This window comes from Natrinema sp. CBA1119 (assembly GCF_002572525.1).
Lineage (GTDB): Archaea > Halobacteriota > Halobacteria > Halobacteriales > Natrialbaceae > Natrinema.
The window spans coordinates 2432331-2457553 of sequence record NZ_PDBS01000001.1 but is presented as its reverse complement, the minus strand read 5'-3'; the positions used below and the strand labels follow the sequence as shown (position 1 = coordinate 2457553).

Annotated in this window: 26 protein-coding genes, 1 tRNA gene and 1 pseudogene; 7 read left to right on the top strand and 21 right to left on the bottom strand. The window is 62.5% G+C overall.

From position 1 onward, the window contains the following. The first annotated feature begins 370 nt into the window (after nucleotides 1-370). Complete coding sequence (locus CP556_RS25955) at nucleotides 371-529, top strand: hypothetical protein (RefSeq protein ID WP_176548176.1); 159 nt, start codon at nucleotides 371-373, stop codon at nucleotides 527-529. Nucleotides 530-812: 283 nt separating this feature from the next. Here CP556_RS25955 and CP556_RS12155 read toward each other — a convergent pair. The 4 genes from CP556_RS12155 to CP556_RS12140 all read right to left on the bottom strand — a co-directional run bounded on the left by CP556_RS12155 (nucleotide 813) and on the right by CP556_RS12140 (nucleotide 3510). Further along, a tRNA-Pro gene (locus tag CP556_RS12155) sits at nucleotides 813-883 on the bottom strand. An 89-nt stretch (nucleotides 884-972) separates the two neighbouring features. After that, nucleotides 973-1881, bottom strand: a complete 909-nt coding sequence (locus CP556_RS12150) for an RNA-guided pseudouridylation complex pseudouridine synthase subunit Cbf5 (RefSeq protein WP_098725861.1) — start codon at nucleotides 1879-1881, stop codon at nucleotides 973-975. Beyond that, nucleotides 1881-2456, bottom strand: a complete 576-nt coding sequence (gene cmk, locus CP556_RS12145) for a (d)CMP kinase (RefSeq protein WP_098725860.1) — start codon at nucleotides 2454-2456, stop codon at nucleotides 1881-1883. The genes CP556_RS12150 and cmk overlap by 1 nt, the downstream gene beginning before the upstream one ends. Nucleotides 2457-2556: 100 nt before the next feature. Next, nucleotides 2557-3510 carry a DUF106 domain-containing protein gene (locus tag CP556_RS12140; protein WP_098725859.1) on the bottom strand — a complete coding sequence of 318 codons (954 nt, stop codon included), beginning with the start codon at nucleotides 3508-3510 and terminating at the stop codon, nucleotides 2557-2559. A 226-nt stretch (nucleotides 3511-3736) separates the two neighbouring features. Between CP556_RS12140 and CP556_RS12135 the strand changes: the two genes are divergently transcribed. Beyond that, nucleotides 3737-5254 (top strand): DUF7289 family protein, encoded by a 1518-nt coding sequence (locus tag CP556_RS12135; RefSeq protein WP_098725858.1) that lies wholly within the window; start codon nucleotides 3737-3739, stop codon nucleotides 5252-5254. A gap of 67 nt (nucleotides 5255-5321) precedes the next feature. Here the strand turns inward: CP556_RS12135 and CP556_RS12130 are convergent, their stop codons facing one another. Next, on the bottom strand, nucleotides 5322-5957 hold the full coding sequence (locus CP556_RS12130; protein ID WP_098725857.1) for an adenylate kinase: 636 nt from the start codon (nucleotides 5955-5957) through the stop codon (nucleotides 5322-5324). A gap of 59 nt (nucleotides 5958-6016) precedes the next feature. Between CP556_RS12130 and CP556_RS12125 the strand changes: the two genes are divergently transcribed. The 3 genes from CP556_RS12125 to CP556_RS12115 all read left to right on the top strand — a co-directional run bounded on the left by CP556_RS12125 (nucleotide 6017) and on the right by CP556_RS12115 (nucleotide 10376). Next, nucleotides 6017-6481: a DUF7975 family protein gene (locus CP556_RS12125; protein ID WP_098725856.1), complete on the top strand. Its 465-nt coding sequence runs from the start codon at nucleotides 6017-6019 to the stop codon at nucleotides 6479-6481. Nucleotides 6482-6855: 374 nt separating this feature from the next. Continuing rightward, entirely contained in the window at nucleotides 6856-7881 is a 1026-nt protein-coding gene (gene coxB, locus CP556_RS12120; RefSeq protein ID WP_098725855.1) for a cytochrome c oxidase subunit II, read from the top strand. Next, nucleotides 7881-10376: a cbb3-type cytochrome c oxidase subunit I gene (locus CP556_RS12115; protein ID WP_098725854.1), complete on the top strand. Its 2496-nt coding sequence runs from the start codon at nucleotides 7881-7883 to the stop codon at nucleotides 10374-10376. Before coxB ends, CP556_RS12115 begins: the two co-directional genes overlap by 1 nt. A 345-nt stretch (nucleotides 10377-10721) precedes the next feature. Here the strand turns inward: CP556_RS12115 and CP556_RS12110 are convergent, their stop codons facing one another. Then, on the bottom strand, nucleotides 10722-11009 hold the full coding sequence (locus CP556_RS12110) for a DUF7410 domain-containing protein (protein WP_098725853.1): 288 nt from the start codon (nucleotides 11007-11009) through the stop codon (nucleotides 10722-10724). 133 nt (nucleotides 11010-11142) lie between these two features. Beyond that, nucleotides 11143-12543, bottom strand: coding sequence for a hypothetical protein (locus CP556_RS12105; protein ID WP_098727389.1), 1401 nt, complete (start codon nucleotides 12541-12543; stop codon nucleotides 11143-11145). Between the two features lie 172 nt (nucleotides 12544-12715). On the opposite strand from CP556_RS12105, the gene CP556_RS12100 reads away from it, so the two are divergent. Further along, nucleotides 12716-12982 carry a cytochrome C oxidase subunit IV family protein gene (locus tag CP556_RS12100; protein ID WP_098725852.1) on the top strand — a complete coding sequence of 89 codons (267 nt, stop codon included), beginning with the start codon at nucleotides 12716-12718 and terminating at the stop codon, nucleotides 12980-12982. A gap of 114 nt (nucleotides 12983-13096) precedes the next feature. Here the strand turns inward: CP556_RS12100 and CP556_RS12095 are convergent, their stop codons facing one another. The 4 genes from CP556_RS12095 to CP556_RS12080 form a co-directional block, all read right to left on the bottom strand. After that, nucleotides 13097-15007 carry a phosphotransferase gene (locus CP556_RS12095; protein WP_098725851.1) on the bottom strand — a complete coding sequence of 637 codons (1911 nt, stop codon included), beginning with the start codon at nucleotides 15005-15007 and terminating at the stop codon, nucleotides 13097-13099. A gap of 364 nt (nucleotides 15008-15371) precedes the next feature. After that, a complete protein-coding gene (locus CP556_RS12090) occupies nucleotides 15372-16838 on the bottom strand; it encodes a flippase (RefSeq protein ID WP_098725850.1) in 1467 nt (488 codons plus the stop codon). Nucleotides 16839-17159: 321 nt separating this feature from the next. After that, entirely contained in the window at nucleotides 17160-17453 is a 294-nt protein-coding gene (locus tag CP556_RS12085) for a hypothetical protein (protein WP_098725849.1), read from the bottom strand. A 69-nt stretch (nucleotides 17454-17522) separates the two neighbouring features. After that, nucleotides 17523-18197, bottom strand: coding sequence for a uracil-DNA glycosylase (locus CP556_RS12080; protein WP_098725848.1), 675 nt, complete (start codon nucleotides 18195-18197; stop codon nucleotides 17523-17525). A 3-nt stretch (nucleotides 18198-18200) separates the two neighbouring features. Here CP556_RS12080 and CP556_RS12075 point away from each other — a divergent pair, with 3 nt between their 5' ends. Further along, on the top strand, nucleotides 18201-18563 hold the full coding sequence (locus CP556_RS12075) for a hypothetical protein (protein WP_098725847.1): 363 nt from the start codon (nucleotides 18201-18203) through the stop codon (nucleotides 18561-18563). 204 nt (nucleotides 18564-18767) lie between these two features. Here the strand turns inward: CP556_RS12075 and CP556_RS12070 are convergent, their stop codons facing one another. The 10 genes and pseudogenes from CP556_RS12070 to CP556_RS12025 all read right to left on the bottom strand — a co-directional run bounded on the left by CP556_RS12070 (nucleotide 18768) and on the right by CP556_RS12025 (nucleotide 25223). Further along, on the bottom strand, nucleotides 18768-19334 hold the full coding sequence (locus CP556_RS12070) for a hypothetical protein (protein WP_255291450.1): 567 nt from the start codon (nucleotides 19332-19334) through the stop codon (nucleotides 18768-18770). A 147-nt stretch (nucleotides 19335-19481) separates the two neighbouring features. Next, on the bottom strand, nucleotides 19482-20945 hold the full coding sequence (gene secY / locus CP556_RS12065) for a preprotein translocase subunit SecY (protein WP_098725845.1): 1464 nt from the start codon (nucleotides 20943-20945) through the stop codon (nucleotides 19482-19484). A 2-nt stretch (nucleotides 20946-20947) separates the two neighbouring features. Further along, nucleotides 20948-21448: an uL15m family ribosomal protein gene (locus CP556_RS12060; protein ID WP_098725844.1), complete on the bottom strand. Its 501-nt coding sequence runs from the start codon at nucleotides 21446-21448 to the stop codon at nucleotides 20948-20950. A 2-nt stretch (nucleotides 21449-21450) separates the two neighbouring features. Then, nucleotides 21451-21917: pseudogene (locus CP556_RS12055) on the bottom strand (50S ribosomal protein L30). Further along, nucleotides 21914-22567, bottom strand: a complete 654-nt coding sequence (locus CP556_RS12050; protein ID WP_098725843.1) for a 30S ribosomal protein S5 — start codon at nucleotides 22565-22567, stop codon at nucleotides 21914-21916. Before CP556_RS12050 ends, CP556_RS12055 begins: the two are co-directional and overlap by 4 nt. Next, nucleotides 22564-23112, bottom strand: a complete 549-nt coding sequence (locus CP556_RS12045; protein WP_098725842.1) for a 50S ribosomal protein L18 — start codon at nucleotides 23110-23112, stop codon at nucleotides 22564-22566. The genes CP556_RS12050 and CP556_RS12045 overlap by 4 nt, the downstream gene beginning before the upstream one ends. Then, nucleotides 23112-23561, bottom strand: coding sequence for a 50S ribosomal protein L19e (locus tag CP556_RS12040; RefSeq protein ID WP_098725841.1), 450 nt, complete (start codon nucleotides 23559-23561; stop codon nucleotides 23112-23114). Before CP556_RS12040 ends, CP556_RS12045 begins: the two co-directional genes overlap by 1 nt. Then, nucleotides 23554-24291: a 50S ribosomal protein L32e gene (locus tag CP556_RS12035; RefSeq protein ID WP_098725840.1), complete on the bottom strand. Its 738-nt coding sequence runs from the start codon at nucleotides 24289-24291 to the stop codon at nucleotides 23554-23556. Before CP556_RS12035 ends, CP556_RS12040 begins: the two co-directional genes overlap by 8 nt. A gap of 3 nt (nucleotides 24292-24294) precedes the next feature. Next, nucleotides 24295-24828, bottom strand: a complete 534-nt coding sequence (locus tag CP556_RS12030) for a 50S ribosomal protein L6 (protein ID WP_098725839.1) — start codon at nucleotides 24826-24828, stop codon at nucleotides 24295-24297. A 2-nt stretch (nucleotides 24829-24830) separates the two neighbouring features. Beyond that, nucleotides 24831-25223, bottom strand: a complete 393-nt coding sequence (locus CP556_RS12025) for a 30S ribosomal protein S8 (protein WP_098725838.1) — start codon at nucleotides 25221-25223, stop codon at nucleotides 24831-24833.

Genomic DNA, 25223 nt, shown 5'->3' with positions numbered 1-25223 from the left:
TGTCGTGGGTGCTCGAGTCGGTGCACGCGTCCGTCGGGCGGGACGTTTATATCCCGGTAGAATGTGCGGAATCATGGCTTCGAAGCGTCCGCTTGGAAGCCACGTCTCGGGTGCTCTGACACCCGGGGCATTTCGGCGCAGCCCCCTGCGACAGATGGAGCGTCGCTTCCATTATAATTGTTGACATATGGTGTCTTAAAACTACTCTGTTTCGTAGCGAAGTATGGTGCCGGATCCGTGGATTCGTTGCGGCTCCGTGTATTCTCGTCTCCGAAATCGTGGAGCGACCGTCTCCGTGATGAGTCTGACCCGCTCGAGCGAATGCTGTCGAGTGAAACAGTTCATATGGTTGTGACCAACAGCTATCGATATGAGTGATACTGCCGACCGCCAAAACGACATCATGAACATGCTCATCGGCCTCCAGATTTCCCTGATTGGCGTCGCCTTCAGGGATCTTTTCTTCATCTTCTTTTCCCTGGGCGCAGTATTCACGCTCGCAGTGTATACGAACGAACTCCGCCGGTGACTGTGAGTCCCGCTCGAAGGTACGAGACGCGAGGAGTTGAACACGTAGATAATCCCGGGTGGGACCACGGTCGCAGCGAAACTGCTCCCTGCTCCCGTTATCTCTCCTCACATTGCGATGGTCGCTCCGCTCCCTCGCTCGTTGCGTCGCGAAAATGGGACCGCCGAGAATTGAACAGATGCAAGACGGTCTGACTCGCTCGCGCTCGTCAGCTGCGACTTGCGTGCTCAATTCTTGGCTCTTTCCAGAGTCTGTCGCTCACGATCCTGTTCGCGACAGAATATGGGACCGCCGAGAATTGAACTCGGGTCCTACGGACCCCATCCGCAGAGGATACCACTACCCCACGGTCCCGTACCTGAATCGATGCCCGTCTGCCGCTTAAGAGTGTCGTTTCGCGACCGCTTCAACACGGGTTTCCACCACCCATCGATCGAGACCGCTCAGACCAATACACGCTCGAGACCAACCACAACACCGCTCTCAGCGTCGATATCACCGACCAGTTCGCCGAGACACACCGCTGCACCGTCGGGCGTGTAACAGGCCACGAGCGCTCTCCGATCGATCCCGTCGTCGGCCTCGAGCACGCCCGGCGCGTAGACCGGCGCTCCCTCGGCCACCTCGCGGGCCGCGTTCCTGGCGATTACGACGCTCGGGATCCCCTCGAGCATGCGCTCTGCGGGCTCGACGACGTCGTACAGCGGTTCGGGATCGTCGTCCTCGAGCCAGAAGCCCAGCGCGTCGAGGAAGTCATGGGTCGTGTGGAGCGTCCGATCGTCGAACGGATCCGTGGCCGTCCGGCGCAGGTGCCCCATGTGCGCGCCCGTTCCCAGCGCCAGTCCGAGGTCGTGACACAGTTTGCGGACGTAGGTCCCGCTCTCGCAACGCATCCGCACGAGGAGCCGTCGATCCTCGGCCTCGAGCACCTCGAGGTCGTAGATCTCTCGCACGCGCAGACGACGGGTCACCGCGCTCTTGCGCGGCGGCTTCTGATAGATCGGTCCCTCGAACTCGGCGATGACCGACTCGGCGTCGGCCGGAACCGGCGCGTGACACTCGAGAACGGCGACGTACTCCTTTCCCCCCTCGAGAAAGACCTGTGCGAGCCGGGTCGCGTCGCCGAGCATCATCGGGAGACAGCCGGTCACCTTCGGATCGAGCGTCCCTGCGTGGGCGGCGCGACCGATCCGCGACTCGACGCCGCGCTCGGCCAGCGTCTCGTCGACGGCGTCGCGGAGCCAGCCGCTGACCTGATGCGAGGACGGACCGGGCGGCTTGTCGAGGTTGACGACGCCGAAGGTGAGCAACTCGGCGGGCGAGCGCTCACCCGGTGGGCCACGGAGCGTCATCAGAAGTCAGTCTCGAGGTCGACGAGCGCTTTCCCCTCGTCGCCGGCGGCGTCGTAGCGTTCGACGGCGGTCACGAGCATATCGAGGACGGCATCGGGCTCCCAGCGGGCCGTGTTCACCGAGAGGTCGTAGATCGTCAGATCCCGGATGTCGATCCCGTAGTACTCATCGTAGCGTTGGGCCTCGCTGGCCTCGCGAGCCTTCGTCTCCTCGGTCGCGCGGACGGGGTCTTTCTCCTCGCGCTCGGCGATGCGTTCGCCCCTGACCCGCGCCGGTGCGTCGAGCCAGAACCGGAAGTCGGCCTGGTCGCCAGCCAGCCAGCCGGCGAGTCGCGACTCGAGCACCAGATCGTCCGCGTCGACGGCGATTTCTCGGAGCCGCCGGTCGAGATCGCGGTCGATCTCGTCGTTTTCCTCGGCGAGTTTATTGAACTCGAGGGGGGTGTAGCCGCGTTCGTCGGCCAGGTCGCGGAAGATGTCACCGCCGCTGACGTGGTCGAGATCGAAGGCGTCGGCGAGCAACTCGGCGGTCGTGCTCTTCCCGCTTCCCGGCGGGCCGGAGACGGTGAGTAACATAGTCGATCTGCGAGGGGGCAGGTGAAATGGGTTTTGAATGCGCGAGGCCGGTCGATCTGGGCCAAAACGAACGAGAAGGGACGATTGTCGACGGGTCAGCTCAGGCGTTCGACGGCGACATATCGATGTTTAGCGACTTGCGAATCAGCTGGGAGAACCCCATCGAACACAGGAAGTACCAGACGATCCACGCCTGCATCGGTCCGAGCACACCTTCCTGCCACTCGATCTCCCCGACGAGGGGCATCACGACGGTCTCTTCGGCGGCCCCGATAGCGCCCGTCCGGATCGTCCAGTACATCCAGAGGAACAGCGGGATCGTCAACAGCATGATCCAAACCATCGGGCGGAACTGCTCTTTGAACATGCCCAGATTGTCCGCCATGGCCTCCATCTGCTCTTCGCGGGCCTTCTCGATCTCGTTTTCGATGCGTTCGATTTCGGCCTCGCTCGCGCCGCGGTCCTCGGCGTCTTTTTTCTTCTGGCGGAGCTCCTTCTGTTCGTTCTGGACGGCCTTCATGCGCTCTTGATACTTGCCCATGACCTCCGTGTTCATCAGATTCGCCTGGAGCAGCGACGAGTAGAGGCCGGTGAGCAGCGCGACCGAAAGGATCACAGCGTAGAACGGTAACGCCGCATCGAGCGGTCCGAGAAAGACGTTGACGGCGTTCCCGACGACGTTCTGGATCGAGTCGAACCAGTACCCTGGCATCAACAGGAGCGCCCCCACGCCGGCCAGCTTGTCCCATTGCGACCAGCTCGATTCCTCCTCGTCGATGTCGACATCGGCTGCGGCATTGCTACCGTTGCCATCGCCGTCGAGTGCCCGATCGTAGGCCTCGCGATCGGCGATCTCGAACCCTTGGTCGCCGTCGACTAACACACCTTTCTCGATCAATCGCCCCCATTGTCCGCTCGTCAGGTCGTCGCTGACGTCGGCCCACTGGACCTCGCCGCCGTTCCTGTCGGCTTCATCGCGGATCGCCTCGAGGGCGGCCGCCATCGAGGAATCCTCGCGGACGAGGGCGTCGATCTTCTCGGCTGTACGCGTCATCTGGTTTGTGCTAGGGTGGGTCCGATATACAAGTGTTTTTCTTCGATAGCGACGAGGCCGCGTCGGATCGAACGGTAGTCATCACCGGCCCGGATACGACGAAGCAAAAGATGCCAGGCGATGATCGTCGTCTGCCACCCGTATTCGCTCTCTAAGCGGTATCGAACAGAATTGAAGCGTTTGATCAGTCGAACGATTTATAAGTAATGTTGACAATCACCTTCTAATGAATTCTCGAGGCGAGGGGCACGTAACCGTCACTTCGAATCGCGGGCAGTCGGCGGTACTCAGCCTCGTCATCCTGATCGGGATGGTCGCGACGGTCAGTGTTGGGATACTGATCGTCGCTGGTGACGTTATGTCCAGCGCCGAACAGCAGTCGGAACACGATCGAGTCGAACAGGCATTCGTCGAGCTCAGTCATACGATGTCGACGGTCTCGGCGAGCGACGATACGCCTCGATCGGTTCAGTTCGAGGCGGGCGAGTCAGGTGCGGTGACGAAAACGAAAGCTGGATGGGTGACTATCAGAGGTGGCGGGGTCAATATCACTCAACAACCGATGGGGGCTATCGAGTACGAGGGCGGTGATGGGACGATCATCTCTTATCAATCGGGCGGGGTCTGGCGAGAAACCGGGAATCAGACTCGAATGCTCTCTGCCCCGAATATCAATTACAATTCCGAGGACGACACGTTGTGGTTCCCGATCACGACGCTCAGCGGAGAGCAGTCGCTCGATTCTGGTGAGATCTCGGTCAAACACACCAAAACAAATCCCATGCGCCACGTGAGTTTCGTCAAAAACGATTCCGTCACGATCACGATTCAGAGCGACTACTACAGGGGCTGGGAACGGTACTTCCGGACGGAAGCCGGCGGAACGTCGATCCAGAACATCGATCACGAGAACCGAACGATCACGGTCCTTCTCGGATACGCTGATCTCGAGGGGGCGTTCGATGAGGGCGCGACAATCGGGTCGGATGACCCGAACGATTTCTACGACAAGCACGATAACTTCGGAAACGATCACCGGACGGGAACGCCCTTACCGGAGATGGACACTGTTATCGATCAGATGGTCGCCGACGCCAAAACCGGCGAAGACGTTGACGAAAACCTCTCGAATGGGAGCTATACGAGCCCGATCGACGATGGTACGTACTTTATTGAGGAGATTGACGGCGATGAGGATTACGAGTTCGACCTGACGAACGGGAACGCGACGCTGATCGTCGAGAACGACGTTAACCTCGAGAAAGACGGATCGATCCGCGTCGTCAACCGGGATGACGGGAACGTTTTGCGCATCTACGCCGGAGGGAACGACACCGTCATTAAGGGCGACATATGTGATACTAGCGACGGGGGCACTTGCAGCGACGATGCGGGGGCCATCCAATTTTACGGCTCGTCAACGATGAGCGTAGATTTCGGACCGGGTAATACGGGCGCTTTCGAGGGTGTACTCTACGTTTCATCGAACGAAGAAAAGGACTGGTGGGACGGAAGCACCGGTAAATGTAGTGATTCACATCAGGTCCACATGCAGGGCGGGGGAGACTTTTTCGGGTCGATCGTCGCCTACTCCGCCTGTGCACAATCGAACTCCGTCTCCTTCGATTACGACTCCAATTTGAAGAACGCTAACATCGATCCCTATTCGGGTGAATACCCGCTTCCGCCGCAGATCACCTATCTGAACGTCGCCGTTCACGAACTCGACGTGCAGAACAAATAGCAGCGTCGGTAGCTGTCCTCGACCCTCGAGCACTCTTCTGTAACGAAGACGTTTTCCTCAGAAAGGATTACGCCGTGTCTTCGATCGTCGCCTTCACGTCCGCCCAGACTTCGTCGGGAGCCTGCTCGCCGTCGACTCGTTCGAGCACGCCTTCTGCCTCGTAATACTCGATAACGGGTTCGGTGTTCTCGTGGAAGACCGACAGTCGCTCCCGCACGGTCTCCTCGGTGTCGTCGTCTCGCTGCTCGAGGCGTTCCTCGACGTCGGGATCCTCCGGCGGGTTGTACTCGACGTGGTAGATGTCGCCCGTTTCGGGATCCATGCGGCGGCCGGTCAGCCGGTGGACGAGTTCCTCCTCGCTGACCTCGAGGGAGAGGACGACGTCGAGGTCGGTCATGCCCTCGAGTTCCTCGGCCTGTTCGACGTTCCGCGGGTAGCCGTCGAGAACGAAGCCGTCGGCCTGCGAGAGGGCCTCGTCGACGATGGCATTGACAACCTCGTCGGGGACGAGTTCGCCCCGGTCCATGTACTCGCCCGGCGTGTCGTACTCGGTGTCCAACTCGGAGATGTCCATCTCCTTGTTGTTTCGGAGCGCGTCGCCGGTCGTGATGTGATCAACGTCGAACTCGTCGGTGATCTTTGCACTCTGGGTCCCTTTCCCCGCACCGGGCGCGCCCAGGATCAGGATTCGTGGCTGAGCCATACGTTTCCGTTCAGGGGCACCGCATAAAGGCTTAAAGAATCGAGGACGTCCGTTCGACTATGACTCGCTTCGATGCGACCGAACCCGCCGAGCGACGGAAACTGTACGTCGACGCCATCGTCGCACATCGCGATCGCGAGAGCACTTTTCTGACGTTCGAGGCCGACGACGCCGTCCTCGAGGCAGACGCAGACGGGACTGACGAGACGGAGACGACGCCCGGTTCCGAGGACGGTGTGGACGATGCGCCGCCCGCGGAATTGAGCGTTCCGTGGATCCAGTTCGGTGACGGAACGGTCAACCTCGACTGTACCGACGCGGAACTGGAGACGCTAAAGACCGTCATCGGGGAGTTTTCGGCGTTCAAGATCGACGAACTGATTCGACCTGAGGAGGCAGAGGGGGTCAACGCCCGGATCAGCGCGAAGGCGGACCCGAATCGGATCGCCCAGTTTGTCGACGAGGTCTTCCTCGAGGTGTATGATCTACCGGCAGGGTTTCGCGTCTGGGTCGCCGAGGTGTGAACGGCCCTCTAGTAGCCACTGAAACGATTTACACACTGATCGGACAGCTGTCGGTCGATCAGGCGTGCAATGACGTTCAGTGGCTACTATAGACGACAAGCGAGACCATCGCCCTCAGATAGCTGACACGAACGTGTTCGCCTGACTACGTCATGATTCCCATCCTAGCGGGCGTCATCCGGCCGAAAGAACGATAAAGAAAAGGTCGTCGACCCCAACGACATCGTGATGAGGGGAACTGACGGCGGCGGACGGTCCGCCGATCGAACCACGAACCGCAGCCTGACTCGAGAAACGGGCGCGTCCGGGCGGTTTCCAAATAGATAAGTGCCCCCAGCAACCATCGTCCGACATATAACTGGCCGACAAAAGAGATGAATACAATCTACAGCGCACTCATTGCCCCGATGCAGCGGACCCGCGTCGACGTGTTCGAGAATATCTTCGTGGTATTCCTCGGACTCGGGACGCTCGTCGGTATCGTCGTTGTCGCGTACACGTTGTACAACGCGTACAAGTACCGTGATACTGGCGAGGCCGCCGAGAAAGACGAGGATCTGCCATCCGTGGGGGAGTTACCGACAGGCGGAAAGGGCGGCAAAAAACTGTTCCTCTCATTTGGAATCAGTGCCATCATCGTCATTTCTCTGGTGATCTGGACGTACACGATGCTCCTGTACGTCGAAGATCCCGGAGACGCCAACCAAGAAGAGGCACTCAACGTCGAGGTGACCGGCGATAGCTTCGCGTGGTACTTCGAGTACGACAACGGGATCGAATCGACGTCGACGCTCCGAGTCCCCGCAGACGAGCGAGTCTGGCTCCAGGTGACATCGGGCGACGTCTGGCACGCGTTCGGTATCCCCGATCAAAAGGTGAAAGCCGACGCGATTCCGGGCGAGTACGACGAAACCTGGTTCGAAGCCGAGGAACCCGGAACGTACGAGATCAAATGCTTCGAGCTCTGTGGCGAGTTCCACACTACCATGACCGGAGAAGCCCAGGTCATGGAACCCGACGCGTTCGACGAGTGGATGAACGAGCAGCTGACGATGTCGATTACGGTTCAAGACGGGAACGAGACTCCCGTTTCCGAAGAAACCGGATACGGGGACGTCGGATACGAGATGACCCTCGAGAGTCAGGAGTGGGACTTCGAAGAGACCTACACGGACGACCAGTTCGATAACGGGACGATCACGGTTAGCAACGTCAGCGACATCGAACAGGGCGGAGTCTACAACATAACGATCTCACCGACCGAGGGCGGCCAGCAGTTCGAACCGGTCGAAGCGCAGTTCGACATGACCGGTCCGGTCGACGAGTCCTACACGCTCGAGCTCAACGCGACGGAAAGTGAAACCAATGAAAGCGACACGAACGACGGAGGTGAGGCCTGATGAGTGATCTCCCGCCGATGAAATCGGTCAAGCGGTGGTTAGTAACGACCAACCACAAGGACGTCGGGATCCTGTACATCACGACATCGCTGTTCTTCCTCATCTTCGGTGGTGTCCTCGCTTTGCTGTTCCGCGCCCATCTCTGGGAGTCGGGCGGCATGCAATTTGGCGGCAGCGCGCTACTATCGAACGACCAGTACTATCAGTCGGTTTCCGCACACGGACTGATAATGGTCTTCTGGTTCCTCTCTCCGATCGCGAGCGGGTTCGCGAACTACTTCGTTCCGCTGCAGATCGGGGCGAAAGACCTCGCGTTCCCACGACTGAACGCCCTGAGTTACTGGTTTTACCTGTTCTCGGGCATCCTCATGGGGATCTCGTTCTTCCAGGGAGGAACGTTCTCCGGCGGCTGGACGATGTACGCCCCGCTGAACGTTCCAACCTATACACCGGCGATCGGGGCGACTGCCGGCAGCAACGCGACGATCCTCGCGCTGACCTTATTCGTCGTGTCGATCACGATTGGGTCGGTAAACTTCCTCGTGACGATGCATCGGTCTCGAGCCGAAGGGCTCGGTCTCTGGAACATCCCGATGTTCTCGTGGTCGTGGCTGCTGACCATCTGGATGATGCTGTTCGCGTTCGCGGCACTGCTGGCAGCGCTCCTGTTGCTGTCGGTCGACCGCCTGTTCCTCACACAGTACTTCGCCACTGACCAGGGCTCGAGCTTGCTGTGGGCCCACCTGTTCTGGTTCTTCGGCCATCCGGAGGTGTACATCGTCTTCTTCCCGGCGCTGGGAATCATGTTCGAGACGTTCCAGACCTTCTGTGGTCGACGACTCGTCGGCCGGAAGTGGGTCATCATCGCGATGGTCCTGGTGGCCGTCCAGTCCTTCCTGGTCTGGATGCACCACATGTTCCTGTCGACGATCAACCTCCCGATCAAGACGCTCTTTATGGCGACGACGATCGGTATCTCGCTGCCCTTCGACCTGATGGTCTTCGCACTGATCTACACGATGGTCAAGGGTCGCGTGCGCTTTACGACGCCGTTCCTGTTCTCGCTGGGTGCGCTCGTGTTGTTCATCCTCGGCGGGATCACCGGCGTCTTCCTCGGTGCCGTCGTCCTCGATTACGAGTTCCGCGGGACCTACTGGGTCGTCGCTCACTTCCACTACGTGATGGTCTCCGGTGTCACCGCGCTGTTCGGTGGTCTCTACTACTGGTGGCCAAAGATCACCGGGAAGATGTACTCCGAACGACTCGGAAAGCTCAGCTTCGCAGTCTACTTCCTCGGCTTCAACCTGCTGTACTTCCCGATGTTCCTCGCCTGGGAGACGCCGCGGCGCGTCTTCCACTACGCTGAGAGCGCAGAGATCTACCACCAGCTAGCAACCGTCGGGGCGTTCGTCCTCGGTGCGGGAGTGTTGCTCGTGTTCATCACGCTCGGGAAGAGTTTCATCTCCGGGCCCGACGCGCCGGACAACCCGTGGACGTTCTCGAGAACTGCCGAGTGGGCAATCCCCTCGCCGCCGCCCCTCGAGAACTGGCCGAACCGCCCCAGCTACGCGAGCGGCCGACTCGAGTTCGTCGACGACGCCCCCGCGGCGACCGACGGCGGCGTCGCCCACGGAGCGACCGCAACCGCCGAAAGCCACGAGGAAGAACACGCCGACCACGCCAGCATCTGGCCGGTCGGCATCGGTGCCGGGACCTTCGTCTTCTTCCTCGGGCTCAGCGGCATCACACCGTACGTCTACTCGTTCGTCGAGTCCAACATCGCGAGCGATGTCGGCGACTTTGTCAGCCTGGCTTCTGCGCCCAACCAGAGTATCGTCTACCCGATACTGACCGCGCTCGGACTCGGCCTGATGGGGATCACGCTGTTCCAGTTCGGCCGCGAGCAGTTCGACGCTCCCGAGATGGCGATCGCCGAACGCTGGCCGTTCGAGGGCATCAGCAACGAAAAGATGGGCGTCTGGGTCTTTCTGGCCTCTGACGTCGTCGTCTTCGGGGCCGCGATCGGTGCGTACATCTTTATGCGCATCCACGGCGGCTGGGATAACTGGCACCTCGAGTCGATCACCATGGCGGGGCTGTTCAACACGTACGTCCTGCTCACCTCGAGTTTCACGGTCATCCTCGCGCACGTGATGGCCGAACGCGGAAACAAGAAGGGACTGCTCGGCGCGCTCAGCGCGACGGTCCTGCTCGGGTTCGTGTTCATGGGCGTCAAGGCCTTCGAGTACAGCAGCAAGTTCGCGGACGGTCACTACTGGTTCAGCGGGATCGAGTACTCGTTGTACTTCGTGACGACCGGCCTGCACGCGCTGCACGTCATCCTCGGCCTGCTCATCGCGGGCTTCATGATCTACCGCGTCGTCTCGATCGACGCCTATCTCGAGGATCACATGCCGGTGGAGTACTTCGGTCTCTACTGGCACTTCGTCGACATCGTGTGGGTCTTCCTGTTCCCACTGTTCTACCTGATGTAGCGGCCCGCCGCTACACGGGTTCGATTCGGCGTTCGATTGCTGTTCCCTTCTTCCTGACGACTACTGAGACGAACCGACGAATTCGCGGCGTTGTATTCGCTGACCATACCCGTCGGTACCCGATACTGGCGTTTCGATCCAGGCGGTGAATTGTCCTCCCGACACTCGAGCGGCGACAGCGCTACCGACCGCGCGATCGAGCCGGGATTCGAGAGCACGGTGAGACGAGACAAATCAGCCTCCCGGCTCGAGCGACGGTGTGAGAGACGGAACGATGACGAGAAGCGAGGGCAGCATCGGCGGCCGGGGATCGGTACGAGAGGGGAGAGGATTCGAGTCAGAGCGTTAGCCGGCCCAGACGAGCGCGTAGACGAACGTAAACAGGAAGTAGACCAGAAACACGGAGATAGCCGCCTTGAAGTGGAACGTAAAGAGGTCGTACTCCTCGTCGTCGCGTTCGGCTTCGAACGCCTCGTATTCGTCCTCGGAACACTCCTCGGCGTGGTCGACACCGATATGGAACGTGGCGTATCGCTCGGATCGGAACGGCCGTCCGCAGTACGGACAGGTCTTGCCGGGTGTTTCCTCCGGTGGCACCTCGTACTCCCGCTCGAGTGGCCGATTGGTCGCCATTCGATCGACAATTACGAGAGCGAGAGGAAGTGTTTGCCGGTTCAGTAGTCCGAACGGTCAGTGGGAGAGAAACCAGTGAGCCGGACGAGTAGTGGGTCGAAAAGGAAAGGTGTCGAAGAGAGATGGCGGGCGATTAGCCCGGAACGTATGGCGGGCTCATCGACCCCTTGGAGACGAGGTAGAGGCTTACCATCGTGAAAAACACCATCACGACGATGAGCGGATACTGGCTCCTGATCGACTGCAGCTTGCCGGGAAAGAGATCGAAGGAGACGGTGTGGGCGATCCACACCGCGAGAACGTGACCGAGCAGGATGCCGGCGATTTCGACGTACCCGAACCAGCCCGGGAGCGCGTACCGGGTCGGGTTCGGCGGCGGATCGAGCGGCATTGCCAGCGCGTCGAACAACGAGGGCCACAGCGAGATCGCGAAGCCGATATAGTGTGCGAAGTGATAGCCGGCCGCGATTGCGAGCAGCGGTGCGGCGAAGCGGATCCCGAGATACCGACGGGAGAGATACGTGTCGGCCCGATCGCGGGTCCGGTCGATCGCGATCCAGTACACCTTCCAGAACAGGGCGAAGCCGCCGACGAGCAAGAGCAGGTAGACGATCACCGGCGGGATGCCGAGCCCGACGAGCGCTTCGACGGTCCCGACGCCGACGGGGGTGACGATAAACCCGCTGTAGGTGAGTTCCCAGACGAGTGCGAGCACGAACGCCACGACGGAGGTGTCAGTTACCAGGTCGTCGTCGCTCAGCCGAGAGCCGGGGAATCGCAGTTCGAGCCCGTCGTCCGTGCGCTGAATCGGCGCGACGGCCCCGTAGAGTCGAAACCACAGCGAGAGCGGATCGCCGCGACGGAACCACGTCTCGGGGGAGAAGACGACCGCACTCGAGATCGTAAACAGCGAGTACATGACGAGCACGAACACCAGCACACGCGCCGACGAGGTCAGCGGGGCGACCACCTCGAGCCAGATGAACGTCAACAGCGCCACGACGGCGGGCCAGGAGCCGAAAGCCGACGGGTACGATTCGTAGCCGTTGGGCAGCGCCGCGGCAATCCGTCGCCAGGGGTTGAGCGCCGGCCACGGGTTGCCGACGGTGTATGCAGCGATCGTCAGGAGCGCCCGCCCGCCGACGAACGTCACTAGGACGGTCGCGCTGACCAACCCGATTGGCGGACCGCGGATCCCGGCGATCAGGATCAGCGCGAGTCCAAAAAGACCGAGCACGCCGAATAGGAGCGAGCCCGCAGCCAGGAGCCGGTCCGTCGTGGTCTCGAGCGTGCGGTCGTGGTAGGTCCCGATCACGTCGCGATCGGTGACGAGCATGGTCAGCAGCGCCGAGGCACCGATGGCACCGCCGCCAGTCGCGAGGTAGAGCCACGTCGGAACCGACACGTCGCTGCCCCCCGAAAGGCCGGCTGCCACGTTGCTCGCGGCGACGACGCCGGTGCTCGCGGCGAGGACCGCGAGGGCGAACACGAACCCGATACCGGTCCGGCGACGGAGAGCCGAACGTCCACTCATTGTCGGCGATTCGTACCCGCGATCCATCTACGTGTCGCTTCCATGCGGTCACGGTCGGTCCCGCGCGACCGTCGATTTACTACCTCCTTCCGACGGACGCGCAGACGCCGGCCAGGCCGGTGAGCGATCGTATGAGGAAGGTATAAGTATCCGTCAGTCTCATTCCTCACCAATGGCGAGTATTCGGAACTACGCATTGATTTACGTGGCGCTGATACTGCTGGCAACGGGGAAGTTCGTCTTCTTCCACTTCCCGGAGATCTTCACCTATGAACTCGCAGTGGGTGGGACGATGATTCTGGCAGTCATCAAGGTCTCCTTGATCGCCGGTTACTTCCAGCACCTGAAAGACGAGCCGCGGTCGATCACCTACCTGATGCTCACCGCGGTGTTCATGGTCGTCCTGCTCACCCTCGCAGCAGGGTACTCGATCCAATAACGCCACCGCGCACGGACGGCGCCTGAAACCGAATCACGCCTTCTCTCTCCGTCACAGCCGATAGCAGTGACATCGGATCCAATCCGCCGGTCGAACGGCCCAGTCGCTCGACGCTCACCGGTGACGTGACTGCTCGACGGAGGCGTCCGCAGCACGAACTGACTCGCGATGACCTGACTCAACTGCGTCGGCGTCGGAACCGGAGTCGACCACTGGCTGCGAACCTGCGGAATACTCCGTTCGCTGGCGCTCGAGTCGGCACCGAATTTCCGCGAGGTTCTTGTAGAGGAACCCCAATCGATCGCACTTCTCCCGCGGATTCGCGTGGAAGCGCCACGGACTGGCAGACTGGAAGTGAACGTCGGTCTGGGTCACGAGCGCGTGTCCGAGGTAGGCCCCGAACGTTCGCGGGCGAACGCCGATGGCGTCGCAGTACGCGACCAACTGCTCGTACACGCAGTCAGCGTGGGGCGTGTCCTCGAGCAGCGTGGCTCGGACGCCCGCCTCGAAGCCGCCGAACGCGAACTCGGCGAGTTTCAGGGTGAAGAAGCCGGGATCGGCGACGGGGTTGCGATCGAGCGCGCTGTACTCCCAGTCGATGACGCGCTCGATCGTGCCGTCGTCGGCGACGAGGACGTTCCCCGGGTGATAGTCCCCGTGCGCGGGGACCCTCGGATACTCGACTGGCTCGGACACCGCCGGCGGTGTCACGTCGAGTTCGTCCGGGGTCAACTCGCGATGGATCGTCTCCGGTGACACCGTTACTCGAGGCCCCATGTGCGTTCGCTGTAGCCTCCCGACCCAGTCGAGTCCCGTCTCGAGGACTCGAGCGAAGGCGTCCGGATCGGGCGGCGTCTCCAGTCGGGCGACAACGTCCATGAGCGGCATGCCCGCTGCCGGCGATTCCGACAGCACTGGACCGAGCGGGGACTCCTCGAGCGCCACGTCGGGGAGCGTCCCCGTTAGCGGGCTGTCCGCAGCCGCGAGCGCAGAGAGGGTCGACGCCGCGCGTTCGTTGTAGCGGCCGTGGGAGGGAGCGTTCGGTACTTTCCGGACGGACTCGAGGCCGCCGTCGACGAGTTCGAAGACGATCGACCGGTTCGCGCCGCGTCGGAGCACTCGTGTCCGCTCGGTCCCCGTCCCCGATTCGGCGTCCGTTTCCGACGCCGCCGACCGCGTTCGACAGACGGCGACGTAACTGGGATACGATTGTTTGACGACACCCATCCTGTTGGCGAGGGTCGCACCGCCTCGGAGCAGCCGAGCGGCCGTCGTGTCTGCCTCGATCGTGTCCAACACCCACTCGAGGGCGTCGGGGCCGGCGACCGGCACCGCCCACCGGTATCGCCTCCCACCGGGGAGCAGCCCGAACAGTTCGACCTCGTCGAACCCCCTGTCTTCGAGGGCGGCGACGAGCCGCGAAGGGATCGATCGCCAGACGGTCGCCGGGGATCGATCGCCGGCCATCGCCGACCCGCGCTCGAGGCCGACCCGATCCGTCATTCCGGTCGTTCTGGGCCAGCCGTTTATCTCGGTGATAAGGGTGCCACCGTCCTCGAGCGACGGGGCGAGCCCGTCGACGTGATCAAAGAAGTCGCCGTCAGGTGCCCGCGGTCCCGTCGTGACGATCGTCTCGAACGAACGACCGCGGACCGCCGAGGCGAGGTCGTCGCTCGCGATCGACACCACGTCGGCTCCCTCCAGTGCCGGTCGAGCCTCGAGGAGCCGACTGCCAGTATCGGTCGGCTGGTACGTGTAGACCGTGTCCGCGAGTCGACTCAAAAGCGGCGTCGTTCGTCCCCAGCCGGGGGTGAGATCGAGGCAGGAGCCGGAGATGTCGTCGGCGACGAGAGCGTACCAGCCGTCGTATCCGACGCCGAAGAGCGACGTGAGTATCGAACGCGGCTCGTCGGCGGTCTCGAGCAGGGTTTGGACCGCCGCGTGTCGCTCACCCCGCTCGAACTGATCGACGAACGACCGGAGGGCTGCCCCGTTGGTATCGGAATCGGGGAGTCGTGTGTTCACATTCTCGATGCCGACTGTATCCTATTTTGATATGAACGTATTACTGGTATATAGCGCTCCAGAAGGGTATTGTTACCACTGGAGACGAGCGAGCCGATGGGGGAGCGGCCACTCTCGTGAGCGCACGAACGGACCGGAATGCCGCGATTCGAACCGGAATGCCGCGAGTCGAGCGTGAGCGGAACGGAGACAGCACGGGCAGGCGGTCACCCGAACGCAGTCGGTCGCCACTCGAGGGAACGCGACGACCGAAACGGAGTCTCGAGCAAAAATCGTGCGTAGAGAATCGGGAGCAGGGGAACGAAATAGAGGAGGGATCGAGAACGGGTACGGAAAGCGCCAAGACTAGCGACCGCCGGCGAGACTAGGTCAACAGTGCGAGCGTCTCTTGAGGATCGACCAGCCCGCTGAACGTGATCAAGCATCCCCAGATGCCGACGCCGAGTGCGATCACGCCGGTGAGGGCGATCAGGTTCGAGACGTAGGGGACGAGAATGAGGACGGCGACGCCCATCCCCGCGGAAATGAGGGAGATGAGCGCGATCGATCGGCCGACGCCGCCGTAATCGAACGCGATCTCGCGGTACATCACGAAGACGTTGACGGCCGTGTAGATGCCGTAGGTGATGACGGTGGCGAACGCCGCCCCTGGGACGCCGAATCGCGGGATCAAGAGCACGTTGAGAACGGCGTTGGCGGCGGAGGTGACCCCCTTCGCGATCGCGCGGTCGGACGCCCGGCCGAGGTAATCCAGCCCGTTCGTGGTCACGTTGGTGATCGCCTGGAAGATGACGTAGATCGCCATCAGCTGAAGGACGGGGACGGCACCGGCGTAGTCCGCGCCGAACACGAGCCGAATGGCCGGATCGGCGACGAGGATCAGCCCGACGGCCGCCGGGATGTAGAGGAGGAGGACGTACTGCAGCGTCGACTCGTAGATCCGCGCCGCCTCCTCGAGCGCGTCGTTGGCCTTCTGTTCGCCGTAGGTCGGCGAGACGGAGAAGCCCAGCGAGCCGGCGGGAACGAGCACGAACTCCGAGATTTGCTTGCTGAGAACGTAATAGCTCACGGCCACCGGATTGAGGAAGAATCCGACGAGAACCGTATCGATCCGATTGTCGAGAATGCTCGCGCTGGTCGAGGCGGTCAACGGAATACTGTATCGCAGCATTCGATTGCGCAGCGTCTTCTCACCACCGTCGTCGTCGTAGGTCACGTAGAACCGTCGGTAGAGGAGGACGAGCCCGACGCCTGTCGCGAGCACTGCGCCGACCAGATACCCCATCATCGCGCCGACGACGCCGAGTCCGAGGACGGTAAAGGCGACGACGAAGCCGACCCGCGTGACGTTGTTGACGACGTTGACAACGGCGCTGAGTTCGACCTGATTGAAGCCCTGAAAGACCGTCTGGGTGTAGGAGTTCAGCGACTGGAAGACGAGATAGACGCCGCCGACCAGCAATAGCGTCGCCGCCTCCGGCGTCTCGAGCAGGGCGGCAAGCTGCTCGTGACCGACGACCAGCGTAGTCGAAACGATGCCGATCAACACCAGTCGAAATCCGAGCGATGTCCGGAGGAGGTACGGGATTTTGCCGGAATCGGTCTCCTTGGACTCGGAGATGTATCGGGCGGCCGAGCGAGCGATTCCGAGGTCGGTAAACATCCCTGCGACGCCGATGACCGCGATCACGAAGAACAGCAACCCGTACTCGTCGGGTGTGAGTAGTTCCCGCGCGAGCAGTAGCATCAACACCCCGTTCGCGAGGTTGGTGACGAGACGAGCCCCCAGCGTCGCCTTGAAGCCGTCGACGATCCGCTCAGTAACTGACATTAGTCAACGCGAACACCGGGTCAGTCGGAAGGCGACGACAGCGCGACGTCGTCGACTCCACGAGCGCGAACCGGGGATCTGCCGTCGCACGATCCGACCGGTGACGAACGGCGAGCACGTTCCTGATCACTGCGTTGACCGTCGCCGACGGACGGCATTGTTATCAACCTCCTACCCGCAGTCGAGACGGACTCCCCTCCAGAAGGGATGAAATAACCCGCGCGACGCCGCCCGAGAATCCCGTTCGGTGATCGGACGGCTGTTTCCCGGGTGACGGCGAGGAGTCACCCGTCGGTGTCTCCGTCCCGATTCGCCCAGTCGTCACCCCTCGAGTTCGGGTTCGGGCTCATCGTCCGGTGCGACGCTTTCCGCCGAAAACGCGGCCCTGAGCCGGACCGCATCCTCGGTGATCTCGTCGATCGCGTCGTCCTCGAGCGGGACGATGTCACCGGACGCGGGCTCCCAGTCGAGCACGGCCGTGATCGAGTCGGTCATATCCGGTTCCGGATCGAGGTGCGCACCCTCTGGGTCGACGCTCACGACGGTACCGAGTGTCTCGCCGTCTGCACTCTCGACGGGCTTGCCGACGTCGTCGTCGGTAACGGTGGGACTCATTCGGTCGGCAGTACCGTCCCGCCCCGGAAGCCGTCTCGGCCTGCACGACCCGGACGGTCCCGGTCTCCGTCACGCCAACTCGAGGGCGGTCCGCAGATCCGACTCCACGGCGTCGACCTTGCTCCGGTCGTACAGCGCCGCCGCGGGATGGAACGCCGGCACGACGCGGCGGACCTCGCGCTCTCGCGGATCGCGTCCGCTCGCGGGTCGTTCCTCCCCGCTCGTTTCATCGAGGCGCTCACTTCGGTCGCGCCTCGCACCGCTCGAGGAATCCGAGGTGCCACGCAGCTCGCGCTCGAACTCGCGCCCGTGCAGGTCGGTGATCGTCTCGTCCGTCTCGAGGAGTTCGTCCGTCGCGAAACTCCCCAGCGGAACGAGCACGCTGGGATCGACGCGCTCGATCTCCGCCTCGAGCACCGGCCACCAGGCCTCGATCTCCGCGACGTAAGGGTCGCGGTTCTCCGGCGGTCGCACCTTGACGAGGTTGGTGATATAGAGGTCGCGACGGTCGTAGCCGATCGCATCGAGCGCTCGATCGAGCTGCTGGCCGGCCTGCCCGACGAAGGGTTCACCCTGTTCGACTTCTCGCTCGCCCGGCGCCTCGCCGACGAGCATCACGTCCGCCGACAGCGGTCCGACGCCGGGGACGAACCGGTCCCGATCGAACTGGTCGTCGGGCACCGTCTCGAGGGCCGTCTCGAACTCCGCGTCGAACTCCCAGTCGGTCACGGATCGGTCGCCCATCGAGTGGGGCTCCGACCGCGTCGAGGAAACACCTTTTCGCTGCGCACGCTACCCGACGGGTCGGTCGAAACGGCGGCCGTCGCTCGACAGGTAGATCGGACGCCGACGGCTTGGATGTCGATGATGGAGCGCTCGAGACGCATCGCGGGCGGGCACATGCATGCTGTAGCGCTTTCCCTCGAACAGACGGATGGTGAAGAACAGATGGCATTCAAACCGCCGATCGAGTGTCCGATCTGCCACGACGTACTGGAACTCGATCGGACGCTCGAGGACCACCTCGTCGGGGCCCACACCCACGACGAAGTCGCCCGCTATCTCGCCACCCTCCACGACCAAGCCGAGATGCAGCCGGTCTCGGACTGATGCGGTCTACTGTAACGATTTATCGGCGCGACCGCGTCCGGCCTGCGGTCGCGCCGGAAATGACTTACAGTAGTCCGTATGAAGCGCCGGCAGTCGAACACGGTCCGATCGCTCGCGTCGACAGCGACCGCTCTCTCGGCACCGCATCTCACGCAGCCGTTGCAGGCTGCGCGTCCCCGTCGTGGCGCGAGAACGGAGCGGACGTCACCCCGTCCCGTCGACCGTGTACTCCGGGATCCAGGGCAGCATCGACCGCGCTTTCGACCACTCGAACAGGTGTCGCTTCTCGTTCGCGTCGTAGTAGCGATAGGCGTCGACGTAGTCCTCGGCCGTCCACCCGTCCGTCACCGGCGGCGAATCCTCGCGGCCCTCGCGGGGCCACTCGAGGCCGCGAACCCGATCGTCGTCGAGCGATCGAACGGTCGCCCAGCAGCCGTGCCGATCCGTCGAGTCGTGATCCCAGCGATAGCGCCACTCCTCGTGCGCCGTGTCGGTGTACGCCCGGAGTGAGCGCCAGTTGGCAAGGGAGCGCGCCGCCCAGCGAGTCAGCGGGTGGTCGGGATGCGTGACGTACAGCGCGTCGGATTCCGGGTAGCCGTTTCGCTGAACCGCCGTCGTCAGCACCATCGAACACTCGAAGACGCTGCTCGTGACGTGGCGATCGACGAGCCACGTCGCGGCTCGCTCGAGGTCGCGATCGAGCCAGAAGGCGTTGACCATGTGTTGGGGTGCGTCGTGCAGCGGGTTATAGTAGCCACTGAAACGACTCACACACTGATCAAATCGTGCGATTGGGTTGCAGGACTTTCAGTGGCTACTATCGGTCTCTCACCGGTCGGCAGCCCACAGTTCGATACCGACTGGTGCAGTTGCGCAACTGCTCAGGGTCCGGAGAACTGAAAGAGAACGGAGTCGGCGTTAGTCGCCGCCGCCGAACATGTCGCGCATCATCGGATGCATCTCCATCATCTGCTCCTCGGCGATCTCCTCGTACAGCTTGTACGTAATGGAGACGGCCAGCAGCAGTCCGGTTCCGCTCACACCGCCGATGGTGCCGAGCATGTTGGCCCAGACGGCCAGCAGGCCGACCAGCGCACCGCCGATGACGGTCACCTGCGGAATGTAGCGCTCCATGACCTTCTCGATGACACCGACGTTCTGTCGAAAGCCGGGGATCTGCATCCCGGAGTTCTGGATCTGCTTCGCCGTCGATTCGGGACCCATGTCCGTCGTCTCGACCCAGAAGATGGCGAAGATCGCCCCACCGACAACCATGAAGGTGACGTCGATACCGATTCGGATCATTACCTGCCACCACTCCTGGCCGACGTTCGCCGTGAACCACATCCAATCCTGCGGCGAGTAGATCGGGGACACATAGTAGAAGAACCCGCCGTCGGGTTGGCCCTGCGAGTAACTCCCGAGCCACGCGGGCATCCCCGCCCACTGCTGATTGAGGATCTGGCCCATGAACTGGATGTTCGCCTGCACTGCGCGAACGAGGATCATCGGCAGGACGCTCGCGTAGATGAGCTTCACGGGGAAGCGACCGCGAGCGCCCTTGACTCGGGCGTGGCTCAGCGGGATCTCGACGCGGACCGACTCCGCGTAGACGACGATCCCGAAGATGAGCACCGTCGTGAACAGGGCGATAATATGCCCGTCACCGAGCAGCAGCGTCTGCAGACCGCTTCCCGAGACGAGCGACCCCATCTCGACCTGTCCGGTCAAGATGCGGTACCAGTCGAAGAAGAACCCGCCCTGGACCGGGTTGATGAGCCCGGTGACCAGTCGCTGGCTCACGCCGGCGATGATGAACAGACCGATCCCGCTGCCGACGCCCCATTTGCTGACGACCTCGTCCATGTAGAGGATGAGGATACCGCCAACGACGATTTGGGCGAACATCAGCATCTGCACCTGCGTCTGATCGAGGGTGAGCCCGCCGAGCTGGAGCTGTGGCACTGCTGGCAGGAAGCCGCCGGCGAACACCATCGGGAGCCCGGTCAGGATGACCATCAGGACGACCAGTACCTTCTGGAGGCCCTGATAGAGAACCTGATCCCGGGGATCGTCCGTATCGAGCCCGAGCAGGTTCGCACCGCCGAGCAGCTGCAAGACGATGCTCGCGGTGACGATCGGTCCGATACCGACCTGGAGCACCGATCCGTGCGCTCCCGCGAGGATCGCACGGAACTGTCCGAAGAGGTCGCCCGCCCCGCCGGACTGGTACCCGAGCAGCGAGATGTTCGTCAGGAAGAAGTACAACATGAGGATGCCGACCGTCCACATCAGCTTCCGTTTGAAGGGGACGTGCCCCTCCGGACGGCGTACTGCTGGCATCCTCGTCAGAACCGGTTCAGCGGCTTCCTTCCATCCCATAGTTATTCCTCGTCCTGTTCAGCGTCGGCTTCCTCGTCCTCGGCCTCGGCCGCTCGCTCCTCGCCGCGCTCGGAGAGAACAGCCTCACCGCCGCCGGCCTCGAGCTTCTCCTCGGCCGTCTCGGAGAAGGCGTCCGCAGTGACCGTCAGCTGGTTGCGGACCTGCCCCGATCCGAGGACCTTGACGACGTCGACCTCGTGGCCGTCCTCGACGATATCGCGTGCGTCGAGTTCGTAACCGTCGTCGGTCTCCTCGGCGAGGTCCTCCGCGACATAGAGGATCGCGTCCTCGTCTAACTTCTGGACGTCGATCTCCGCGACCGTCTCGCGGATGTCGTGGGGTCGCTTGAAGCCGTGTTTCCCCTTCGGTTCGTAGTTGTGGAACTCGTGTTTGCTGCGCCCGGCACGGCCGCGGCCACCGCGATGGCCCGCACCGCGTCGATTCTTGTGGGAACCGCCGCTGTGGGTCCGCGATCCGCGCTGGCGTCGTTTTTTGCTCGTCATGGTTATCGCATCGATTCTAGGAGGTCGTTAATCTCCCCTGTTGTATGCTTTCCGAGTTGGCCGCCCTCGACGGTCGGCTTTTTGATACCATCGTGACCCCCCGCGGCGGGTGGAGTCGAAGCGTCGGTGACAGTCCCTCGTCACGAAGTGTCGTCTCCTCGTCGAGCAGCGCGTCGGCCAGTTCACCGAAGGTATCGTACTCAGTGTTGTCGGCCAGCCACTCCTCGTCGACGTCCGCCTGCTTGCCCTCGAGGGGCTCCGCTCGCTTCGCGAGCAGGGTCTCGATCACGTCCGCGTCGGGCTTGCCGACGGCGACGTAGTCGTTGACCTTGGCAATCATCCCCTCGTACGGGTCGGTTTCGGGGACGAGCGTGCAGTGGTTGACGTTGTGGATGTTGAGCATCGACAGGGTGTCCTGGACGTCGTCCTGTCGATTCACTTCGCCACGGATCTGGATGATCGCTTTCATTGGTCAGCCACCTCAGCTTCGTCCCGGCCGCCTCGCTGTCGCGGCTGTCGCGACTGGGAGGCGTTCTCGAGCGCGTTGTACGTCGCTTTCGCGAGGTTGACCGTCGTTCGAGTGTTGCCGTGGCTCTTGGTCCAGGCGTTCTCGATGCCGGCCAGCTCGAGGACGTGACGGACGGTGTCGCTGGCGGCCAGTCCGAGCCCTTCGGGGGCCGGAATGACCTCGACTTCGACGGAGCCGGCCTTGCCGGTCGTCTTCCGCGTCAGCGAGTGGGGCCGATCCGAGCGGTCCTCCCAGGAACCCGAACCGCGGGGCACCTGGATCATGTTCAGCTTCGCGATACCGATCGCCTTCTGGATGGCAGAGCCGACCTGGTCGTCTCGACCCTCGGCGTAGCCGACGAACCCGTTGCGGTCGCCGACGGCGACGACGCAGCGGAACTTCACGCGTCGTCCGGAGTCAGTCATCCGCTGGACCATGTTGATGTCCAGTACTTCGTCTTCCAGTCCGGGGAGGAGCTGGTCGATAATTTCGGGTTCCTTTAGCGGGAGGCCCGAGTTGAGGGCGGTCTCCATGTCCTCGATTTCGCCCTCCTGGACCTTCCGGCCGAGACGGGTGACGGGTTCCCATCCGCTATCGTTGTAGTTACTCATTCGAGAATCGCCTCTCGTACCTCGTCGAAGTGTTCGGGGAGATCCGTTGCGTCGAACTCGCCGCTGTACAGCGGCTCGTCGAGCTGTTCGGCGTAGTCGGCGATGTGCTCGCCGCGCGTACGCGACCAGTCAGCGAGTACGCTATCGTTGTGCGGGATCTCGAGGCCGGCGTCGATCGCGCCCTCCTGTACCGCGAACACCTTGTTGCCGGGCGTGGCCGTGTTGAGGCCGATGTCGAGGACTGCCTCCTCGAGACCGGCGTCGACGGCTCGTTTGCCGGCCAGGAGGCCGGTCAGATACGCCGCGGAAATGTTACTCGTGGGGGCGTCCCAGCCGTACTCCGCCAGATCGCTCGAGTGCGCGCTTGCAAGCGTCTCGTCTCCCTGAGGTCCGGGAGTGATCAGCTGCGCCGTAGTATGCTTGTTACTCTTGCGAGCAACGAGGCGGGGCTTTCCCGATTTCAGCAGGCGCAACCTCTGGTGGTAGTCCGTCCGGACCTCACGGCGACGCCGCATCGGCACTTTATATCGTGGTCCTGTCGCCATTATTGGTTACCGTAGTTGTCGTCGATGTAGTTCAACAGGTACTGGACGCTACGGAACTCCCCGCCGCCCGCTTTCTTGTAGAGCGTGCGGTACTGCGTGGGCGTCAGTTCGCCCTTGTCGCGGAGGTCGCGTAGCTTCCGGCGCTGTGCACGGATCTTCTTCTGCCATTCTTCTTTCTCGTTCTGGCGTGCGCCCTTCTTGCCGCGACGCTTACCCTGACCGTTCTGGTGGCCGTAGGCGCGTTTCGCGTTGCGCTCTCGAGCGCGGCCGCGTGAGTTGCCGGAGGGTTCGTCGGCCTGAATGCGACCCTCGTCAACGAGTTCGCGGATCTCGTCACGAGTGATCGCTTCGGCGATGTCTCCCTGTGCGTCCGGGTCGAACCAGACGCGGTTCTTGCCGACGTCCATGACGTCGGCCGCCAGTCGCTTCTGTGCGCTCAGATCAGTCATCTGATTCCACCTCGACTTCCTCGTAGGTCGGGTTCAGGACGCGAACGCCCTGGTCTTCGGCTTCCTCTTCGATCCGCTCGCGCTTGCGCGCGCCGACCGCGGAGGCGATCCGGACCGCCTCGCTGTCGCCGTCGACGCCCTCGAGGTCGCCGAGATTCTCGACGTAGACTTCCTCGAAGCCGCTGGGGTGTTTCCCCCGGACGGCTTTCGGCGTGCGGAAACCGGCCTCGACTTTCGGGCCCTTGCCCTTGACGCCGCGGCGCTGCTTGGACAGCTGGCCGCGGGGTCGTCGCCAGGATTCCGGCGTCCGCTTTTTCTTGTGGTAGTCCTGTCGCTTGAACTGCGGTTTCCCCTCGCTCCGTCGGCGGTTGAGGAGTCGCTCCTCGTTCTCGGAGAGTTCGGGCGTCTTCTCGGTCAGCCCGCGGGGCTGCAGTTCCGTCTCGACGTCTTCGTCGAGCGCTTCTTCCTCTGCACTCTCGTCCTCGATCTCGGCTTCGGTCTCGTCGGTGACCTCGAGGTCGCCGACATCGGCCTTGATACGGGCTGCGAGCGCGTTCCCGACGCCGTCGGCATCGGCCAGGTCGTCCTGGTCGGCTTCCTTGACGTCCTCGATGGACTCGAAACCGGCATCGCGCAGCGCGTCCGCTTTGCTCGCGCCGACGCCGCTGATGTCCTCGAGTGTTCGGGCGTCGTCCGAGGCTTGCTCGTCGTTCGATTGATCGTCTGCCATCTTTTAGACGCCTCCTTTGGCGGGTTTGGTGGTGATGTAGACCCCGTCCTGGAAAACGCGGGTGTCCTTGCCGGTGACCTTCGTCAGCTGCTCGATATCGGCCGCCGTCTGTCCGACATCCTCCTTGTCGGGGCCGGACAGGACGAGTTGCTCCTCGTCGACGGCGACGTCGGTCTCACCGTGGATAGTCGTTCGTCGCGGTGCCTTTTCGCCGAGGAAGTTCTCGATGACGACCTCCTCGCCTTCCACGCGGACCTGCATCGGGAAGTGAGAGTAGAAGACTTCCATCTCGTACTCCCAGCCCTCGGTCACGCCGTGGAATGCGTTTCGGATGTGGCTCTCGAAGGTGCCGACGGTCGAATTCGTCTTCGCGTCCTCGGCACCGCTTTCGATGACCACCTGATCGTCGTCGGTTTCGACGGTCACGTCGGGGTACCAGAGGCGGCGCGTCACGCTGCCTTCCGGCCCTTCGACGGTCACGTCGAACCGATCGACCTCGACGGTTACGTTCTCGGGGGTTTCCAGTTCTACTCGCATGGTCAGTAGACGTATGCGATAACCTGGCCCCCAATACCCTGCTCGCGAGCCTCGTAGTGGCTCATGATGCCGCTGCTCGTCGTGACGACGAGCGCACCGAAGTCTCGAGCGGGGAGATAGCGCTTCTCCCACTTCTCGAAGTCCTCGGAGCCGACGGCGTAGCGGGGCTTGATGGGGCCGCACTGGTTGATCGCTCCTTTCAATTCGACCTCGAACTGACCGGCTTTACCGTCGTCGACGTACTCGAAGCCGTCGATGTACCCGCGGTCATAGAAGACCTCGAGCACGCTGCCGATTTCGTTCGAGGCGGGCGTTACCTCGTGGGTGAGATGACCCACACTCTCGGCGTTATCGAGTCCCGAGAGCGCGTTACTGAGTGGATCGTTTCCGGTCAT

Excerpts from the sequence above, each read along its gene's own strand:
- CP556_RS12030 (WP_098725839.1), bottom strand. The coding sequence starts at position 24,828 with ATGCGAGTAGAACTGGAAACCCCCGAGAACGTAACCGTCGAGGTCGAT.
- coxB (WP_098725855.1), top strand. The coding sequence starts at position 6,856 with ATGAATACAATCTACAGCGCACTCATTGCCCCGATGCAGCGGACCCGC.
- CP556_RS25955 (WP_176548176.1), top strand. The coding sequence starts at position 371 with ATGAGTGATACTGCCGACCGCCAAAACGACATCATGAACATGCTCATC.
- secY (WP_098725845.1), bottom strand. The coding sequence starts at position 20,945 with ATGGGATGGAAGGAAGCCGCTGAACCGGTTCTGACGAGGATGCCAGCA.
- CP556_RS12080 (WP_098725848.1), bottom strand. The coding sequence starts at position 18,197 with ATGGGCGACCGATCCGTGACCGACTGGGAGTTCGACGCGGAGTTCGAG.
- CP556_RS12110 (WP_098725853.1), bottom strand. The coding sequence starts at position 11,009 with ATGGCGACCAATCGGCCACTCGAGCGGGAGTACGAGGTGCCACCGGAG.
- CP556_RS12130 (WP_098725857.1), bottom strand. The coding sequence starts at position 5,957 with ATGGCTCAGCCACGAATCCTGATCCTGGGCGCGCCCGGTGCGGGGAAA.
- CP556_RS12050 (WP_098725843.1), bottom strand. The coding sequence starts at position 22,567 with ATGAGTAACTACAACGATAGCGGATGGGAACCCGTCACCCGTCTCGGC.
- CP556_RS12125 (WP_098725856.1), top strand. The coding sequence starts at position 6,017 with ATGACTCGCTTCGATGCGACCGAACCCGCCGAGCGACGGAAACTGTAC.
- CP556_RS12100 (WP_098725852.1), top strand. The coding sequence starts at position 12,716 with ATGGCGAGTATTCGGAACTACGCATTGATTTACGTGGCGCTGATACTG.
- CP556_RS12035 (WP_098725840.1), bottom strand. The coding sequence starts at position 24,291 with ATGGCAGACGATCAATCGAACGACGAGCAAGCCTCGGACGACGCCCGA.
- CP556_RS12085 (WP_098725849.1), bottom strand. The coding sequence starts at position 17,453 with ATGAGTCCCACCGTTACCGACGACGACGTCGGCAAGCCCGTCGAGAGT.
- CP556_RS12060 (WP_098725844.1), bottom strand. The coding sequence starts at position 21,448 with ATGACGAGCAAAAAACGACGCCAGCGCGGATCGCGGACCCACAGCGGC.
- CP556_RS12045 (WP_098725842.1), bottom strand. The coding sequence starts at position 23,112 with ATGGCGACAGGACCACGATATAAAGTGCCGATGCGGCGTCGCCGTGAG.
- CP556_RS12135 (WP_098725858.1), top strand. The coding sequence starts at position 3,737 with ATGAATTCTCGAGGCGAGGGGCACGTAACCGTCACTTCGAATCGCGGG.
- CP556_RS12115 (WP_098725854.1), top strand. The coding sequence starts at position 7,881 with ATGAGTGATCTCCCGCCGATGAAATCGGTCAAGCGGTGGTTAGTAACG.
- CP556_RS12090 (WP_098725850.1), bottom strand. The coding sequence starts at position 16,838 with ATGTCAGTTACTGAGCGGATCGTCGACGGCTTCAAGGCGACGCTGGGG.
- cmk (WP_098725860.1), bottom strand. The coding sequence starts at position 2,456 with ATGTTACTCACCGTCTCCGGCCCGCCGGGAAGCGGGAAGAGCACGACC.
- CP556_RS12140 (WP_098725859.1), bottom strand. The coding sequence starts at position 3,510 with ATGACGCGTACAGCCGAGAAGATCGACGCCCTCGTCCGCGAGGATTCC.
- CP556_RS12040 (WP_098725841.1), bottom strand. The coding sequence starts at position 23,561 with ATGACTGATCTGAGCGCACAGAAGCGACTGGCGGCCGACGTCATGGAC.
- CP556_RS12150 (WP_098725861.1), bottom strand. The coding sequence starts at position 1,881 with ATGACGCTCCGTGGCCCACCGGGTGAGCGCTCGCCCGCCGAGTTGCTC.
- CP556_RS12025 (WP_098725838.1), bottom strand. The coding sequence starts at position 25,223 with ATGACCGGAAACGATCCACTCAGTAACGCGCTCTCGGGACTCGATAAC.
- CP556_RS12105 (WP_098727389.1), bottom strand. The coding sequence starts at position 12,543 with ATGAGTGGACGTTCGGCTCTCCGTCGCCGGACCGGTATCGGGTTCGTG.